Genomic DNA, 19,345 nt, shown 5'->3' with positions numbered 1-19,345 from the left:
CACTTCTTTAGCGGTGTTATTGGTTTGAAGCTAGTGCTGCATCGATAAGGTCTGAACCGATGTCTTTTTCAAACTTCTTCCATACTGGTTGAAGTGCCGTTACCCATGCTTGACGCTGATCTGGCGTCAGCGTACGAACCTCACCACCGGCTTCGATGATGTTATTTTTGTTCGCTAGGTTAACTTTTGAAGATTCAGCATTACGCGTCTCAGACACTTCTTGAACGATAGTACCAAGTTGTGTTCGTACATCTTCAGGTAGGTCCTTCCAGAAGTCGTTTGAGGTTACAACTAGGTAATCCAAGATACCGTGATTGGTTTCAGTCACGCCGTCTTGTACTTCAAAAAACTTCTTACCGTAAATGTTTGACCATGTATTCTCTTGGCCATCGATAACCTTAGTTTGTAGGCCACCATACACTTCTTTGAAAGACATCTTCTGTGGGTTAGCGCCTAGCTGTTCAAACTGAGCAACCAATACGTCTGATGCTTGAACACGGAATTTCAAACCTTCCGCGTCCTCAGGGCTGATTAGAGGTTTGTTCGCCGACATCTGTTTCATACCGTTATGCCAAAACGCTAATCCCTGTAGGCCACGACGCTTCATTGCATTCTTCAGTTTTTCACCAGATTCTGAGTTTTGGAAACGGTCAACGGCGTCTACATCTTCAAATAGGAACGGAAGGTCAAAAATGCGGTATTTCTTAGTGAACTTCTCAAACTTAGACAGCGAAGGTGCCGCCATTTGAACATCACCATTTAACAGGGCTTCCAGTACCTTATTATCATCGTAAAGCGTCGAGTTAGGGAAAACTTGCATACAAGCTTTACCATTCATTTCAGTGTTTACTCGCTCTTCTAGTAGAGAAGCGGCAATGCCTTTCGGGTGCTTATCGGTATTAGTTACGTGACTGAACTTAATCACGATTTCACCAGGGTCACAGTTTGCAGCAGCATTAAAACTGGTGAGCGCCAGAGCAGATACAGACAGCAGAGTAAGAGGCTTAAACATTATTATTCTCCTTAGTAAACAAAGCAGCCCATCAATGGGAACTGCGTACTTTCACTAAGGCAATTAGCGCGCCATATTGATACAAAACATTAACAAGCCTTTAACCACAAGGCTTCATCATAGTTGCCAACATGAGTCGCCAGCGCTTTGCAAAATTTAATGGGTGGAAAATGACACATAGAATATTTATAAATGGGTGGGAGTTGACCAAAGCATCAGTGATAAATGAGGTCTGACCAAAAGCCCCTTTCACGATGATGCCTTGAAGTAATTTCGACCTATCCTGTAGAGTGCTGCACAACTTAGTCAGATTTACTGATCCACTACTTACCAAGAGTTGCTACCCATGAGTCAGATCTACCATCACCCAGTACAGATTTACTACGAAGATACCGATCACTCAGGTGTGGTTTATCACCCTAACTTTCTTAAATACTTTGAGCGTGCACGCGAGCATGTGTTGGGCAGCGATAAACTGGCGACATTATGGAATGAGCATGGACTGGGGTTTGCGGTGTATAAAGCCAATATGACCTTTCAAGACGGCGTTGAGTTCGCAGAGATCTGCGATATCCGAACCTCTTTTGAACTCGATGGCAAATACAAAACCTTATGGCGACAAGAGGTATGGCGTAAAGATGCAACCAAACCCGCCGTGATTGGTGATATTGAAATGGTTTGCCTAGATAAAGACAAACAACTTCAGCCAGTACCCGCTGAAGTATTAAAAGCGATGCTTGGCGAAACGAGTTAACCAATATTACGAGTGGCTGAAAGTGCGAGTGGCTAAGAGTGTGCTTTTTTCAAGATTAGAGGTTCAAGTTTCTAGTATAACGAGCGCACACTCAGCCAAGTAGCTTAGCTACTGGGAAGCATTTCATCTCTAATTGCACCGGAAGCGTTGCACCACCAAGCGTCACGGCAAATCGGAATTGGTCATCTAACCTTCCTAAACTGCATTGCCAGTCAGCAGAAACATCGCCTTGTTCAATAACATCCAACCCAACTCTGTTATGTACAATGATTTCGCCACATAACTCTGGTTGTAAACCCAACGAATGAAGTGGCAGTGTTTGTTCAGTCAGATTAGAAAAATCGAACGAAAAACTTTTCAATGATGTGGCCAACCCCTTACCCGTCGCTTTGATGTACGACTCTTTCAGTGCCCACAAGTCAAAAAAGCGCTCTCTTTGAGATACGTCATCCAGTTCGAGTAAGTCGTTAATCTCAAACTCCGAAAAGTAATGCTTCATGATCGCCGCTATGTTGGTCGAGCTTCTTGCATGTTCAATATCCACCCCAAGCTGTAGTGGTTGTCCTTTTGTTTGGCATACCGCGATTAACAAATGTTCTTTGCTATGACTGATATTAAAATTCAGGCCAGTTTCTATCTGTTGCTTCTCAACTAAGCTTGGTTTGCCTTTTTCACCATATTCAAAGCGCCACTCTTCAGGCTGCAAACAAGAGTAACGAGATAGGATCGCTCTCAAACAGCTTCGCACATACAGAGCTTGAGCCTGAGATGAAGGCATTCGATAACGCTCAACTTTGGCTACTTCATCGGCAGTAAGTTTCTGTTTTAGGCGCGACACATGATCACTATCTTCATCCAAATCACTTAAAGAACAAAGCCACAAATCAATGACTAACGTTTCCGTCTTTCTAGCACTCATTTCTTAAAAATCACTCACCATAAAGCCATCAGTAAAACATCAAAACGAACAAATTTAACCCACCTATGTTTTGAGGTAAACATAGAGAGCTTGGCCAGAAAACTCCCTTCATATGCGGATTTAAAACTCATTTTTCAAATAATAACAAATTGAAACATAGATCACACTGAGCCTTACTGAACAATTACCTATTAAACATTACTTACAAAAACCTGACGTAGATCTCACTACCCTATAAAATAGAGTATAAACACTAAAAAACCACCTGTACCTGTTAAATATCAATAAGTTAAATTTAATTAAAACACAAAAAACAAAAACACACTCAATTCATCTGGTCTGAACAGATCGTGGCGGCCTTTAGGAGCATTGTATCGATTACGTACCTCGGGTAGCCTGCTCAACCATTAAACAAATTCACATGTTTTTATTGCGGATATCTGCTTTAACAAAAGCAGTACTTTGGACAGGATTTTAATGGACACAACCCTCACATTCGAATGCCTCTCCCGCGCATGAAACACGTTCTCAATTCCCGTAAGTCAATGCACTTCGAAGGCCTAATTTCTATCTGGTTGCCGCCACTCAGCAACCTGAATTTTCAGCTGCGCTTCCCTAAATCTGTTTCAGATTTTCTTCCTATAGCTTTAAAAGCGCAGCCTCAAAACACGACATCACTTTCTGTGATTTCTAGTGGAGACTCATAATGAGCCAACCCGAAAAAAACACACCGGAATCAGTCGACGACACTCGACTTAATAAACGTCTTAAAGACATGCCTATTGCTATCGTTGGTATGGCAAGCATGTTTGCGAACTCTCGTTACTTAAACAAGTTCTGGGATTTGATCAGTGAAAAGATCGATGCCATTACCGAAGTACCTGATACGCACTGGCGTCCAGAAGATTACTATGATTCAGATCGTACTGCGCCAGACAAATCTTACTGCAAGCGTGGTGGTTTCATCCCTGAAGTGGACTTCAACCCAATGGAGTTCGGCCTTCCGCCAAATATCCTAGAACTGACTGATACCTCACAGCTGCTTTCTCTGATCGTGGCAAAGGAAGTACTCGAAGACGCCAAGCTGCCTGAAGGTTACGATCGCGACAAGATCGGTATTACGCTTGGTGTTGGTGGTGGTCAGAAGATTGCTCAAAGCTTGAATGCTCGTCTTCAATACCCTGTTTTAAAAAAAGTCTTCAAGAGCAGTGGCATCAACGACGAAGACAGCGAAATGCTGATCAAAAAATTCCAAGACCAATACATCCACTGGGAAGAGAACTCATTCCCTGGTTCATTGGGTAACGTAATTTCAGGTCGTATTGCTAATCGCTTTGACCTTGGTGGCATCAACTGTGTAGTAGACGCTGCTTGTGCAGGTTCTCTAGCCGCAATGCGTATGGCTCTAAGTGAGCTGGTTGAAGGCCGCAGTGAAATGATGATCACTGGTGGTGTGTGTACTGATAACTCGCCAACCATGTACATGAGCTTCTCTAAAACACCTGCATTTACCACCAATGAAACCATTCAACCTTTCGATATCGATTCAAAAGGGATGATGATTGGTGAAGGCATCGGCATGGTTGCTCTTAAGCGTCTTGAAGATGCTGAGCGCGATGGCGACAGAATCTACTCAGTGATTAAAGGTGTCGGTTCTTCTTCGGACGGTAAGTTCAAGAGTATTTACGCTCCTCGCCCTGAAGGACAAGCAAAAGCACTAAAACGCGCTTACGATGATGCTGGTTTCGCACCGCACACGCTTGGCCTTTTAGAAGCGCACGGTACAGGAACAGCAGCAGGTGATGTTGCCGAATTTGGTGGCTTAAACTCGGTATTCAGTGAGAACAACGAAGAGAAGCAACACATTGCGTTAGGCTCTGTAAAATCTCAAATTGGTCACACCAAATCAACCGCGGGTACTGCAGGTTTAATCAAAGCAGCACTGGCACTGCATCACAAAGTACTGCCGCCAACGATTAACGTATCGGCTCCGAATCCTAAACTAGATATCGAGAACTCTCCGTTCTACCTAAACACACAAACGCGTCCTTGGATGAAACGTGTCGACGGCACACCACGCCGTGCAGGTATCAGCTCGTTCGGATTTGGTGGCACGAACTTCCACGTTGTATTAGAAGAGTACACACCAGAGCACGCTCGCGGCGACAAATACCGTCAGCGCCAAGTACCACAAACTCTGTTGTTCAGCGCAGAATCTCGCCAAACATTGATCAATGAATTGAAACAGATTTCAACTCAAGCTGCCGATGCTGCATTCAAACTGGAAGCACTTGCAGAGCAACACGCTCTGCGTGAAGTTAACGCTCAGCATGCTCGTATTGGTTTAGTCGTTACTGATCAAGCAGACCTTCAAGCGCAACTGACTCAAGCGGTTTCTATGCTTGAGAGCCAAACCAAAGCACATTGGCAGATGCCAAGCGGTACTAGCTATCGTGAGTCGGCACTGATTGCTGAAAACGGCGCAGGTAAAGTGGCAGCGCTATTTGCTGGTCAAGGTTCGCAATACCTAAACATGGGGCGCGAGCTTGCATGTCACTACCCTGAAATGCGTCAACAGCTTGCTCAAGCGGATCAGGTATTTGGTCAACACAAGAAAACGGCTCTGTCGCAAATTCTATTCCCAATTCCAACCTTCACACCAGAAGCAACCAAAGCTCAAGAAGCGGTACTAACCAACACGGCCAATGCGCAAAGTGCGATTGGTACTGTGTCTATGGGTCAGTTCGACATCATGACTCAAGCTGGCTTCAAAGCAGACATGGTCGCAGGCCACAGCTTTGGTGAGCTAAGCGCACTATGTGCATCGGGTGTTATCTCGCAAGACGATTACTACCAGCTAGCTTTCGCTCGTGGCGATGCGATGGCAGCGACACCAGAACAAGGTGACAGCGGTACGATGTTTGCGGTCATCCTAGACGCAGACAAACTTCCAGCCGTTGAAAACTGTATCAGCCAATTCGAAGGCGTGAGTATTGCCAACTACAACGCTCCGACTCAACTGGTTATTGCAGGTCCAACTGCAACGGTTCAACAAGCAGCACAAGCGCTAACTGAACAAGGCTTCAAAGCGATTGCTCTGCCAGTGTCTGGTGCTTTCCACACACCGCTTGTTGCTCACGCTCAAAAACCATTTGCTGCTGCAATTGATAAAGCTTCATTTAGCGCTCCAACGCTGCCGCTTTACTCAAACGCAACGGGCAAATTGCACAGCAAAGACGCGAAAGCGATCAAGAAAGCGTTCAAGCAACACATGCTGCAATCGGTTCGTTTCAGCGAACAAATTGAAGCGATGTATGAAGCAGGTGCTCGTGTATTCGTAGAGTTCGGTCCGAAGAACATTCTTCAAAAGCTGGTTGATAAAACATTGGCTGATAAGAACGAAGAGCTTTACGCAATCAGCATCAACCCAAGCCCTAAAGGCGACAGTGACCAACAGCTTCGCTTAGCGGCGGTTCAACTGTGCGTGGCAGGTGTTTCATTAGACAACATTGACCCTTACCAAGCTGACATTGCTGAACCTGCAAAGGCATCACCAATGAACATCAAGCTGAATGCAACCAACTACATCAGCCCTGCTACTCGTAAGAAAATGGATCAATCATTGGCTTCGGGCAACGTCACCGAAAAGACTGAGATTGTTGAAGTGAAAGTTGAAGTCGAGAAAATCGTGGAAAAAGAAGTGATTAAAACAGAAATCGTTGAAGTACCTGTGGCTGCGCCTCAAGCTTCAAATGTACAACAGTCAACTACTCCAGCACCAAGTGCACAAGTAGCAACAGCAGCTCAGCAACCACAAGTGGCGCAACCTGCACCAGCGACTAGTCAACCAACAGCTCAAGTAACGGTTGATGAGTCTTCACTGCAATCGTTCTTCAATGCTCAACAACAAGCAGCAGAAGTACATCAGCAGTTCCTTGCAATTCCTCAGCAATACGGTGACACGTTCAACACCCTAATGTCTGAGCAAGCGAAAATGGCAACAGCAGGCGTAGCAATTCCTGAGAACCTGCAACGTTCTATGGAGATGTTCCACCAGCACCAAGCTGAAACGCTAAAAGCTCACGCTCATTACCTAGAAATGCAAGCGCACAGCAACAACTCAGCACTTAACATGCTGACGCAAGGTTCAGTCGAAACAGCACAACCAACATTCGTTGCGCCAGTAAATACTCAGCCAGCATTTCAAGCTACTCCAACCGCTATCGTTCAAGAGCCGGTAGCTCAAGTACAAGCGACTCCTGTACAAGCTCAGTCGGTTCAAGCTGCGCCGGTTCAAAATACAACAACTCAGAAAGCTCCAGTACAGAAAACCGCTCCGGCTCCACAAGTAGCGGCTCAAGCGGCAGCGCCTGTTGCAGCTCAGCCTGTGCCTGTTAAAGCGCAACCGGCTCCTGTAGCTGCACCAGTAGCAGTACAAACAGCCGATGCTGAAAAAGTGATGCTAGAAGTGGTCGCTGAGAAAACGGGTTACCCAACGGAAATGCTTGATCTAGAAATGGACATGGAAGCAGACCTTGGTATCGACTCAATCAAGCGTGTTGAGATTCTTGGTACGGTTCAAGATGAAATGCCAAACCTACCTGAGCTGAACCCTGAAGATTTAGCTGAGTGTCGTACTCTTGGCGAAATCGTCGGCTACATGAACAGTAAAAGCATGAACAGCAAGATGCCAGTATCAGCGCCTGTTGCCGCACAGCCAAGCGCAACCGAGCCTGTTCAAACATCTAATGGTCTTGATGCAAAAGTCGTTCAACAAACCATGTTAGAAGTGGTTGCTGAGAAGACAGGTTACCCAACGGAAATGCTTGATCTAGAAATGGACATGGAAGCAGATCTTGGTATCGACTCAATCAAACGTGTTGAAATTCTAGGTACGGTTCAAGATGAACTGCCTACTCTTCCAGAGCTAAACCCTGAAGATTTAGCTGAGTGTCGCACTCTTGGCGAAATCGTTGCTTACATGAACAGCAAACTTCCAGCTTCGGCACCAGTAGTCGCTCAAACTGCAGAAACTTCAGTTCAAGCAGCTAGCGGTTTAGATGCAGCTGTAGTTCAGAAAACCATGTTAGAAGTGGTAGCAGAGAAGACGGGCTACCCGACTGAAATGCTAGACCTAGCAATGGACATGGAAGCAGACCTTGGCATCGACTCAATCAAACGTGTTGAGATCCTTGGTACGGTTCAAGACCAGCTACCAACATTGCCAGAGCTAAACCCTGAAGATCTCGCTGAGTGTCGTACTCTAGGTGAAATCGTTGCTTACATGAATACTAAAAGCATGAACAGCAAGCTTCCGACTTCTGCTCCAGTCGCAACTCAAGTATCAGCACCAGCGCAAGCAGTATCAAGCGGTTTAAACGCAGAACAAGTTCAAAGCACAATGCTGAGCGTAGTCGCTGATAAAACGGGCTACCCAACAGAAATGCTCGACCTAGCAATGGACATGGAAGCAGACCTTGGCATCGACTCAATCAAACGTGTTGAGATCCTTGGTACAGTTCAAGACCAGCTACCAACATTGCCAGAACTAAACCCTGAAGACCTCGCTGAGTGTCGCACTCTTGGCGAAATCGTTGACTACATGAATAGCAAGTTAGCTCCTAGTTCGGAAGCAGCGACAGTAGCTCCTGCTGCAGAAGTAGAGGCAATTGCAGAAAGCACGAGCAATGACCTAAACCCTGCCCATGTTCAATCAACAATGATGGAAGTGGTTGCCGATAAAACAGGCTACCCAGCAGAAATGCTCGACCTAGCGATGGACATGGAAGCAGACCTTGGCATCGACTCAATCAAACGTGTTGAGATTCTGGGTACGGTTCAAAACCAGCTACCAACGCTGCCAGAGCTAAACCCTGAAGACTTAGCTGAGTGTCGTACGCTTGGTGAAATCGTTACCTACATGCAAAGCAAGCTATCCGCAGCTGCACCTGTAGCGACTGCTAAAACTGAATCAGTAACGCCTATCGCAGAAACAGTGACAGCGGAACTTCCTCCACACAATGAGGTAGCGCTAAAAAAGCTACCAGCGGCAGATAAACTCGTCGATTGTTTCTCAAAAGACGCTTGTGTCGTGATCACAGATGATGGTCACAACGCTGGTGTTCTAGCAGAAAAGTTGACCGCTAACGGCATTCAAGTTGCCGTAGTGCGTAGTGCCCTTTCTGCCGCGTCACCTTTAAACAGTGAAATCGCAAGCTACACACTCAACAGTATCGATGATGCTGGTGTGACAGCTGTGATTAACGACATCGAAGCAGACCTTAAAACGTCGAACAAAGTGATTGCTGGCTTCATTCACCTGCAAGCTATCGTTGATGCAAAACAAAGCAACGAGCAAGCGGTTAACTTGAATGCAGACTCAAGAGCTTCACTAACCACAGCGTTCTTATTCGCCAAGCACCTAAATGGCCTACTGAATGCAGTTTCTGGTCGCAGCGTGTTCTTCACGCTAAGCCGTATCGATGGCGGCTTTGGTTACCTAGATACTAAGCAACTAGCGAATGCAGAACTTAACCAAGCCGCGTTGTCTGGTCTCACTAAGACACTGAGCCATGAATGGTCAAACGTGTTCTGCCGTGCATTGGATGCTGACGCTTCTATTGATGCTCGTCACCTAGCTGAAGCTATTACAGGCGAACTGTTCGATATCGATACCCACACGGTTGAAATCGGCCTTAGCCATGCGGAAAACGGTGAATCTGGTCGTGCAACATTGATTGCTGCAACACCAGGTTCTGCACAAACTAAAAACACAGGCGCTCAACTCACCAAGAGCGACAAAGTTCTGGTGACGGGTGGCGCTAAAGGCGTGACGTTTGAATGTGCACTGACGCTTGCTAAGCAATGTAAGTCTCACTTCATTCTTGCAGGTCGTAGTAAGCATATTACTTCAGCTGGGCTACCTCAGTGGGCACAAGGCAAGCAAGAGAAAGAGCTAAAACCTGCTGCAATTGCACACCTACAAGCGATGGGTGATAAGCCAACGCCAAAGAAAGTTGATGCCTTGCTAAAGCCGGTATTGAGCAGCCTTGAAATCAACGCAGCACTTGCCGCTTTCAATGAGATTGGCGCGAGCGCTGAATACCTAAGCCTAGATGTATCGAACCATCAGTCAGTAGCGAAAACACTGGCGAATTTCGAAGGCATCACAGGTCTTATCCACGGTGCAGGTGTACTGGCTGACAAACACATTCAAGACAAAACGCTTGATGAACTGAACATGGTTTACGGCACGAAAGTGGGCGGACTAGAAGCGGTTCTTGGTGGTCTTGATAGCAGCAAGCTAAAACTGATTGCGATGTTCTCTTCGGCGGCGGGTTTCTACGGAAACACAGGCCAAAGTGATTACTCGATGTCTAACGAAATCCTAAACAAAGCGGCTCTGCAGTTGTCTGCGCGTAACCCTCAAGCGAAAGTGATGAGCTTCAACTGGGGACCGTGGGACGGTGGCATGGTAAACGCAGCACTGAAACGTATGTTCACAGAGCGCGGTGTGTACGTGATTCCTCTTCAGGCGGGTGCAGACCTGTTTAGCTCTCAACTACTGAACGAAACTGGCATTCAACTGCTGGTTGGTACGAGCATGCAAGGTTCTGACAACAAGGAAGCTGCTGTAAAAAAGCTTAATGCGGAGTCTGTGCATCTTGCAAAGAGTCCGCTAAATACAAGCATCACTGTGACACGTCATCTTGATCCAAAGGCATTGCCTTTCATTCAAGATCACTGCATTGCCGGTAACCCAGTGTTACCGACAGTGTGTGCCATCCAATGGATGCGTGAAGTGGCAGAGCAACTGTTAGGGGTGAACGTTAGCGTTCACAACTACAAACTGCTTAAGGGTGTGATTTTTGATACCGATGAAGTACAAGAGCTGAAACTGGTTCTTTCTTCTGACGCTAAATCAAAAGATCAGCTAAAAGCGGTGATCAGTTGCCAAGGGCGACCACAGTATCAAGCTCAGTTGCAAGTTGCCTCTGTGCAAGTATCTGAAGATGCTCAACAAGCGTCAGAAAAACGTTTTGAGGCCAACACTTCAGCACCTGTAACAACGGCACAAGCTCTATACAGTGACGGCACTCTGTTTCATGGACCAAGATTGCAAGGTATTACCTCAGTCGAACGCTTTGACGACTTAGGTTTATTGGCTCAATGCCAGTTGCCTCAGATTGAAAACAGCGACTGCGGAGCATTTATTCCCAAGCAAGGCTTTGGCGATAGCCAGCCATTTGCTGAAGATTATCTGTTGCAAGCCATGTTGGTATGGGCTCGATTGAAATACGGCGCGGCAAGCCTACCGTCTGCAATCGGTGAGTTTATTTGTTACGCACCGATGCACAATGGCGACCAAGGTTGGCTAGAGCTGAGCGTGATAAAAAGCACGGCTCGTTCGCTTCAAGCTGATATCTCGCTTTACCACCAAGATGGTCGCTTAAGCGCGGTAATGAAGGGTGCAAAAGTCACCATCAGTAAGAGTTTAAATGACGCATTTTTGCCGAAGTCTAGATCAGCATTAGCGAGTAAGCCTAAAGCGGATAAGAAAACAGAAAAGGAGCAATTGTCATAGTGACTGTTCCTACTAATAAAGCGATGCCATTGCGCATCGCTCTTTTAGCTCAGCCAGCAAACGCGGCTGAGCTTTCTGCCGACTTATCACCTTCGCTTCCTGAGATGATGACTGTTGTGGTTGATGGCAATTTTAATCAAGCACTTGCTCAAGCGATTGAAGCAGTCAGTCAAGGTAGTGTTGTTAATCTTTATTTGGATTCTCACTCTCCATCATTGGTGATGTTGAGCGCGTTGACGGCTGCTCAAAATAAGATTCACCCACACGCTTATCTAGCGAGTTTTGCAGATGCAACTATCGAAGATAGCGTTCAGCTTGCTCTGGATATTGCACGCCGCCTCGCGACAGATTTAAGCCATCAACAGCAATACTCAGCACTCTCTGCTTCGCAGCAGTTTGATGAGTTGTTGAATATGGTTAATGCGATATCGAGCCGTTCATTGCCGAACCATTCATTACCTAATCATTACTGGTTCACTGAGCCGAACAAAGCACGTGTTGCTTCATTGACCTTCAATGATGATAACCAAATTGCCACCAGCCTGATATTGACTCAAGCTACAGGTTTGCAAGAACCAAAACCATTGCTATCCAGCGAACGTTTGATGTTTGTGGTTTCTGGTTGTGAACAAGCCGAATTGGTTTCTCAGTTAACCTCATTGAGAGAAGAGCTTAAATGCGTTAAGGATTCGGCAAACAGCGCACTTGCTATCGCCAGCTTGATGCATTCAAACCTAAGCCACTACCAAAGCGCTCAACACCATGTTGACCTTGGCGCGAACATCGTGATTCAGGCGGCTTCAATCGATGCTGCACTACAAGAAATCACAGCGCTAGAAAATGCGTTGCCAAAAGCAATGGCTGACAATAGCCAATACAAAACGCCAGCAGGCAGTTGTTTCTCACCGAAGCCTCAAAGCAAAGGTGGCGTTGCATTTGTTTACCCAGGTGTTGGCACGGTTTATTCTGGCATGTTGCGCGAATTTCATCACCATTTCCCACAGTTATTTGCTCGTTTAGAACGTGAAGGTAACTTGAAAGAGATGCTGCAGGCTGACAAAACCTACGCTGACGACTCGCAAGAAATGTCGCTCAGTGAATTGGCCATTGCAGGTGTGGGCAGTAGTTATCTGTTAACACAACTGCTATGTGATGAATTCAAAGTACAGCCAGACTTCGCTTTGGGTTACTCCAAGGGTGAAGCTTCAATGTGGGCCAGTTTGAATGTTTGGAAAAATCCGCATGCGTTGATTGAGATGACTCAAACTAGCCCTATTTTCACGACGGCTATTTCTGGTGAACTCACCGCAGTGCGTCAAGATTGGCAGCTGAACGGCGACGAAAGCATCCAATGGAATAGCTTTGTGGTTCGCAGTGATGCACAAGCGATTGAGGCTCTGTTACCAGAATTCCCACGCGCTTATCTCGCTATCATCCAAGGTGACACTTGCGTACTGGCCGGTTGTGAAAACACTTGTCGTGCACTACTCAAAAAGCTTGGTAAACGAGGCATTGCCGCGAATCGTGTTACCGCAATGCACACTACACCAGCATTGAGCCAACATAGCCAAGTGCGAGAGTTTTACACGCAACCACTGTTCGACGAGTTGCCAAAGCATATCCGCTTTATCAGCGCAGCAGGTCTACCGACTGGCGCACCAATCAATATCGACAGCGATAGCATCGCCCTTTCGATTGCCGACACCTTCTGTTCAACGCTGGATTTCACTGCGTTGATCCAAAGTGCGCGTCAGCAAGGTGCTCACCTGTTTGTCGAAGTAGGTGCCGATCGTCAAACCAGCACATTGATCGACAAAATCAATCGTAGCGACGACGTAGCCGACCAGTACTACACAATCGCTTCCAATGCCAAAGGCGGTGACGATGTTGTCACGCTCATCAAGTGCATTGGTCAGCTCATTGCTCATCAAATTCCATTGTCTGTCGAGCCACTTATTCAAGGGCTAGAACAACAGATCACCACCGCTAAGCAATTAAGTGGGGTGTCTCAAGGCAGCGCAGTGAATCATCAAGGAGAGCTAGTATGAGTTCTCAATCGAAACCATCTCAATATCAGGCTCAGGCTCAAAGTAAGAATAAGCAGCAAGTGAAGTGCAATAAGATCGCGATTGTTGGTATTGCTAACCAATATCCAGAAGCTGATACGCCAAAAGACTTTTGGCAAAACTTGCTGAATAAAAAAGATTCTCGAACCACATTAAGCGCTGAAAAGTTAGGTGCTAAACCTGAAAGCTATCAGGGCGTTCAAGGTGAGTCAGACCGCTTTTACTGTGATAAAGGCGGCTACATCGAAAACTTCAATTTCGATAGCAATGGCTACCGCTTAACCGCCGAGTCATTCAAAGGTGTCGACCAGAGTTTCCTTTGGGCTTTGGATACCAGTCGTAAGGCGTTAGTCGACGCTGGTATTGATCTTAATGCCGATGTTTTAGAACACACAGGCGTGATCATGGGTACCCTTTCGTTCCCAACTACACGTTCGAACGATCTGTTTCTGCCGATGTATCACTCGGTGGTCGAGAAAGCACTACAAGCTAAATTGGCTAATGACCAGTTTTCATTGCTACCAACTAATGAAACCGCGCAAAACCTCAACCCTATCAATGGTGCAGCTGCACATAACGCCTCGAAATTAGTGGCTGATGCATTGGGTTTAGGCAACGTGCAACTTAGCCTAGATGCGGCATGTGCAAGTTCAGTATATTCATTGAAGTTAGCGTGTGATTACTTGAACACAGGCAAAGCCGACATGATGTTGGCAGGCGCGGTATCCGGTGCTGACCCATTCTTTATCAACATGGGTTTCTCCATATTCCATGCTTACCCAGATCATGGTGTCTCCGCTCCGTTTGATAGCAACAGTAAAGGTCTATTTGCTGGCGAAGGTGCCGGTGTTTTAGTGCTAAAACGTTTGGCTGATGCAGAGCGTGATGGCGACAATATTTACGCAGTCGTCAGCGGTATTGGCTTATCGAACGATGGTCGCGGTCAGTTCGTATTAAGCCCAAATAGCAAAGGACAAGTACAAGCCTTTGAACGCGCTTACGAGGCTTCGAACTTATCACCAGACAGCATCGAAGTGATTGAGTGTCACGCAACTGGCACACCATTAGGTGACAAGGTTGAGTTAACCTCAATGGAGCAATTCTTTGCTGACAAGTTGAATGGTTCTAACCCGCCATTGATTGGCTCTGCGAAGTCCAACCTCGGTCACTTACTGACTGCAGCCGGCATGCCGGGGATCATGAAGATGATCTTTGCGATGAAAGAAGGCGTGCTGCCGCCAAGTATTAACTTGGATAAACCACTGTCTTCGCCAGAAGGTTTATTTGGTTCACAGACCCTACCAACACAAGTTCAACCTTGGCCAAGTAAAGCGAGAAATTCAGAGCGCTGCGCGGGTGTTTCTGTCTTTGGTTTCGGTGGTTGTAACGCTCACTTACTGCTTGAAACGTATTCAGACACTCGTCATGTAAACCAGACTTTAGAGTCAACGTCTCCAAGCCTACAACCGTCTAATTTAAGTATTACTGGTCTTGCATCTCACTTTGGTTCTCTGCAAAGTATCAACGCGCTGAGCACTGCGATTGAAACCAACAACGATGCTTTCATTGCCTTGCCTAAGAAGCGCTGGAAAGGCTTAGACCAACATCCAGAACTGCTGAATCAGTTTGGTTTACACGGCATTCCAAACGGAGCCTACATCGATCAATTCGATCTCGATTTCCTACGCTTCAAAGTGCCGCCTAATGAAGATGACCGTTTGATCTCTCAGCAGTTGCTACTGATGAAAGTTGCAGACGAAGCCATCAAAGACGCCAAGCTTGTAGCAGGCCAGAAGGTTGCAGTACTGGTAGCGATGGAAACAGAGCTTGAGATGCACCAATTCCGTGGACGCGTAAACCTGCATAGCCAATTGGCTGACAGCTTTGCCAACATGGGTATTGAGCTAACACAAGATGAATACCAATCGCTAGAAACCATCGCGATGGACAGTGTGATGGACGCAGCCAAGCTGAACCAATACACCAGTTTCATCGGCAACATCATGGCTTCGCGTATCTCTTCATTGTGGGACTTTAACGGCCCTGCCTTTACGATTTCAGCCGCTGAACAGTCGGTTGCTCGTTGTATCGATGTTGCGCAAAACCTAATGTCGCAAGAATCCATGGACGCAGTCGTGATTGCAGCCGTTGACCTTAGTGGCAGTGCAGAGCATGTGATTCTGAAGAACAGCGTGAGCCCAGTGTCACTTGATCCCAAATTCGGACAACCGCAAGACGGCAGTTGGAATGTGGGCGAGGGCGCAGGTGCAATTGTTCTTGTTGAAGAAAACCGAGTAGCGAGCAACCAAGACACGGCTTACGGCAGCATCAACGCATTGGCTTTTGGTTCAAGCGAGCATCACAACGCCGTTGCTGATGAGTTGCTGATGAGTTACTGACTCAAGTTGGTATGAGCTCGAACGATGTTTCTCTGCTTGAGCTTAACCATGCACCAGAGTCTTCATCATATCAGTCTTCGTCTCTAAGTTTAGCGAGCACAAAGACGACTCAAGCGAGTCAACGTGTTGGGCACTGCTCTGCAGCTTCTGGCATGGCCAGTCTGCTACACGGTCTGCTCAACCTGAACCTTGAGTCTCTGAATCCAAATGTCAGCTCTAAGAGCGCGATTGTTGCCAACATCAGCGAAGGACAATGCTCACAGCTGCTACTAAGCCAATCGAGTGTTGAATCTCACTCACTATCGGTTCGTTTAAGTAATGAATTGGCAAGTGATGCTAAGCGTCAATTGGTTAAGCAAGTCACTCTAGGTGGTCGCGATATTTATCAACATATTGCCCAAACCCCAGTGACTAACTTGGCAACGATTCAACAGAAAGCTTCTGGTAAACAAGCAGCAAGAGTGGCGTCGATTCCAACGACAGCAAGTATTCAAGCAGCCCTTGCGCAAAAAGAGTTAGAGAAGAAAGCATTAGCGCAGAACGCGGTAGAGACAGTAATCGAAACTCCTACATCAGTATCCCCTACTCTGGCGCCAACTCGCCACAGTCAGCTAACAGGTAACCACAGCAATATGACTCATGTCCTATCCGCTAAAAATGGCGAGTCTCAAATCGACGCAGCTTCACAGCAGCCACAAAATCTAAGCCAAAACCAAGCTTTTTCTCAAAATCAGCAAGCGGTGCAACAAGTTCACAAAGCCTTCTTGCAAACACGTGAACAAGGTCTGCAAATGGCTGATGCACTATTAAAAGCGCAGCTAAACGCCGTTACGTCTGGTTTAGATAGCTCTAGTTTAGAGAACAATGCCCTTATTCAACAAACGAATGGTCAACAAACATCAGGTCAGCCTGTTCAAGCTCAACCGGCTCAGGTTCAGTCAGTGCCAGTAAACGTACTTGCGACGCCTGCACCAGTAAAACCTATCCGTAAGCCATGTATCTGGGATTATGATGATCTGGTTGAATACGCGGAAGGTGATATTGCGAACGTGTTTGGCCCTGATTACGCGATCATCGATAGCTACTCGCGCCGTGTTCGTTTGCCAACCACCGATTACCTATTGGTATCTCGTGTCACTAAGCTCAACGCGACAGTCAACGAGTACAAGCCAAGCGCCATGACTACGGAATACGACATCCCAGTTGATGCGCCGTATCTTGTCGATGGTCAGATCCCTTGGGCTGTTGCTGTTGAATCTGGTCAGTGTGACCTAATGCTGATCAGCTACTTAGGCATTGATTTCGAAAACAAAGGCGAGCGTGTTTATCGCTTGCTTGATTGTACGCTGACCTTCCTTGGCGACTTGCCTCGTGGTGGCGATACGCTGCGTTACGATATCTCAATCAACAGCTTTGCTCGCAATGGTGACACGTTGCTGTTCTTCTTCTCGTACGAATGTTTCGTTGGCGACAAGATGATCCTGAAAATGGATAACGGTTGTGCGGGCTTCTTCACCGACGAAGAGCTGGCAGACGGCAAGGGTGTGATTCACACTGAAGATGAAATCAAGGCTCGCAAGCTGGCAACTAAGCAACGCTTCGACCCAATGCTGCACTGCCCAAAAACCCAGTTTAACCACCAAGAACTGCGTCACTTACTGACTGCCAACATTGCAGAGTGTTTTGGCCCGACTCACCAATCTGATCGCCACCAGCCTTCTCTATGCTTCAGCTCAGAGAAGTTCATGATGATCGAAAAGGTTAGCCGTGTTGAACCGCAAGGCGGCACATGGGGACTTGGTCTGATTGAAGGTCACAAGCAGCTAGAGCCTGAGCACTGGTACTTCCCGTGTCACTTCAAAGATGACTCAGTAATGGCCGGCTCTTTGATGGCTGAAGGTTGTGGTCAACTGCTTCAGTTCTTCATGATGCACCTTGGCATGCACACGCTTGTTCAAAATGGTCGTTTCCAACCACTGGAAAATGCGCCTCAACAAGTACGTTGTCGTGGACAAGTTCTCCCGCAATCGGCAGAACTGACTTACCGCATGGAAGTGACCGAGATTGGTCTAAGCCCTCGTCCATACGCGAAAGCCAACATCGATATTTTGCTGAACGGCAAAGTGATTGTTGATTTCCAAAACTTGGGTGTGATGATCAAAGAAGATGACGAATGTACTCGTTACCTACCTTCTTTGGAAACAGCTGTCGCGACCCCTGTTATCGAAAACTTGGACCATAAAAACTTGGGCCATACACCAGCAGTGAATCAACAGGCTTCAGCGAATGCACCACTGATGGCACAAATTGAAGACCTAGAAACAGCACCAAATAAAGGCGTGATTCCTCTTCAACACGTTGAAGCGCCAGTAACGCCTGATTACCCGAACCGCACACCCGATACGGTTCCATTCACGCCATACCACATGTTCGAATTCGCAACTGGCGATATCGAGAAATGTTTCGGCCCTGACTTCTCTATCTACCGTGGGATGATTCCACCACGTACTCCGTGTGGCGACTTGCAGTTAACCACTCGTGTCGTTGAGATCGACGGTAAACGTGGTGACTTCAAAAAGCCTTCATCGTGTATCGCAGAATACGAAGTGCCAGAAAACGCATGGTATTTCGATGAAAACAGCCACCATACCTTGATGCCTTATTCGGTATTAATGGAGATTTCACTGCAGCCAAACGGCTTTATCTCTGGCTACATGGGCACAACACTGGGCTTCCCAGGTGAAGAACTGTTTTTCCGTAACCTAGATGGTAGCGGCAAAATGCTGCGTAACGTCGACTTGCGTGGCAAAACGATCACCAATGATTCTCGCCTGCTTTCAACCGTAATGATGGGTACCAACATCGTACAGAGCTTTAGCTTCGAACTGAGCACAGACGGTGTGCCTTTCTACCAAGGTACAGCGGTATTTGGTTACTTCAAAGGCGCTGCACTGAAAGACCAACTTGGTTTGGACAACGGTAAAGTGACTCACCCTTGGCACGTTGATAACAACCGCACACCGGATGTAAACATCAACCTGCTAGACAAAACGACGCGTTACTTCAATGCACCTGTTTCTGCTAATGGTGAAGTGCAAGAGCACTACCAACTGGCTGGCGGTCGTTTGAACTTTATCGATACCGTGCAGATCACCAGCGATGGTGGTAAAGACAGCCTTGGTTACCTATACGCTGAGCGTACGATTGACCCAAGTGATTGGTTCTTCCAGTTCCACTTCCATCAAGATCCGGTAATGCCAGGTTCTCTAGGTGTCGAAGCGATCATCGAACTGATACAAACCTACGCACTAAACAAAGATCTTGGCGCAGGCTTCCGTAATCCGAAATTTGGTCAAATCCAATCTGAAGTGAAATGGAAATACCGTGGTCAGATTAACCCTCTGAACAAACAGATGTCTCTGGATGTACATATCACTGCGGTTAAAGACGAAGACGGTAAGCGTATCATCGTTGGCGATGCAAACCTGAGCAAAGATGGCCTGCGTATTTACGAAGTGAAAGACATCGCGATTTGTATCGAAGAAGCCCCTGCTAGCGATAAAGCTTCTGGTATCAAGAAAGCATAAGCCGCCATTAGAGATAAAGAATTA

General features: G+C 46.8%; 5 protein-coding genes and 1 pseudogene. 4 read left to right on the top strand and 2 right to left on the bottom strand.

Annotated elements, in window-relative coordinates:
* Positions 1 to 16 precede the first annotated feature (16 nt).
* Complete coding sequence (locus tag OCT63_RS10840) at positions 17 to 1,012, bottom strand: TRAP transporter substrate-binding protein (protein ID WP_060468173.1); 996 nt, start codon at positions 1,010 to 1,012, stop codon at positions 17 to 19.
* 346 nt (positions 1,013 to 1,358) lie between these two features.
* Here OCT63_RS10840 and OCT63_RS10835 point away from each other — a divergent pair, with 346 nt between their 5' ends.
* On the top strand, positions 1,359 to 1,766 hold the full coding sequence (locus OCT63_RS10835) for a thioesterase family protein (RefSeq protein WP_009847292.1): 408 nt from the start codon (positions 1,359 to 1,361) through the stop codon (positions 1,764 to 1,766).
* Positions 1,767 to 1,857: 91 nt separating this feature from the next.
* Here the strand turns inward: OCT63_RS10835 and OCT63_RS10830 are convergent, their stop codons facing one another.
* A complete protein-coding gene (locus OCT63_RS10830) occupies positions 1,858 to 2,685 on the bottom strand; it encodes a 4'-phosphopantetheinyl transferase family protein (protein ID WP_161687608.1) in 828 nt (275 codons plus the stop codon).
* Positions 2,686 to 3,391: 706 nt separating this feature from the next.
* Between OCT63_RS10830 and OCT63_RS10825 the strand changes: the two genes are divergently transcribed.
* From OCT63_RS10825 to OCT63_RS10815, 3 genes and pseudogenes are all read left to right on the top strand, one after another.
* Positions 3,392 to 11,269: a type I polyketide synthase gene (locus OCT63_RS10825; protein WP_269983707.1), complete on the top strand. Its 7,878-nt coding sequence runs from the start codon at positions 3,392 to 3,394 to the stop codon at positions 11,267 to 11,269.
* Positions 11,269 to 13,317 carry a PfaB family protein gene (locus OCT63_RS10820; RefSeq protein ID WP_269983706.1) on the top strand — a complete coding sequence of 683 codons (2,049 nt, stop codon included), beginning with the start codon at positions 11,269 to 11,271 and terminating at the stop codon, positions 13,315 to 13,317. Before OCT63_RS10825 ends, OCT63_RS10820 begins: the two co-directional genes overlap by 1 nt.
* Positions 13,314 to 19,321: pseudogene (locus OCT63_RS10815) on the top strand (beta-ketoacyl synthase N-terminal-like domain-containing protein). Before OCT63_RS10820 ends, OCT63_RS10815 begins: the two are co-directional and overlap by 4 nt.
* Positions 19,322 to 19,345: the final 24 nt, after the last annotated feature.

The organism is Vibrio sp. RW (assembly GCF_027587105.1).
GTDB classification, from domain to species: domain Bacteria; phylum Pseudomonadota; class Gammaproteobacteria; order Enterobacterales; family Vibrionaceae; genus Vibrio; species Vibrio toranzoniae.
This window is presented reverse-complemented; position numbering and strand designations above follow the sequence as displayed.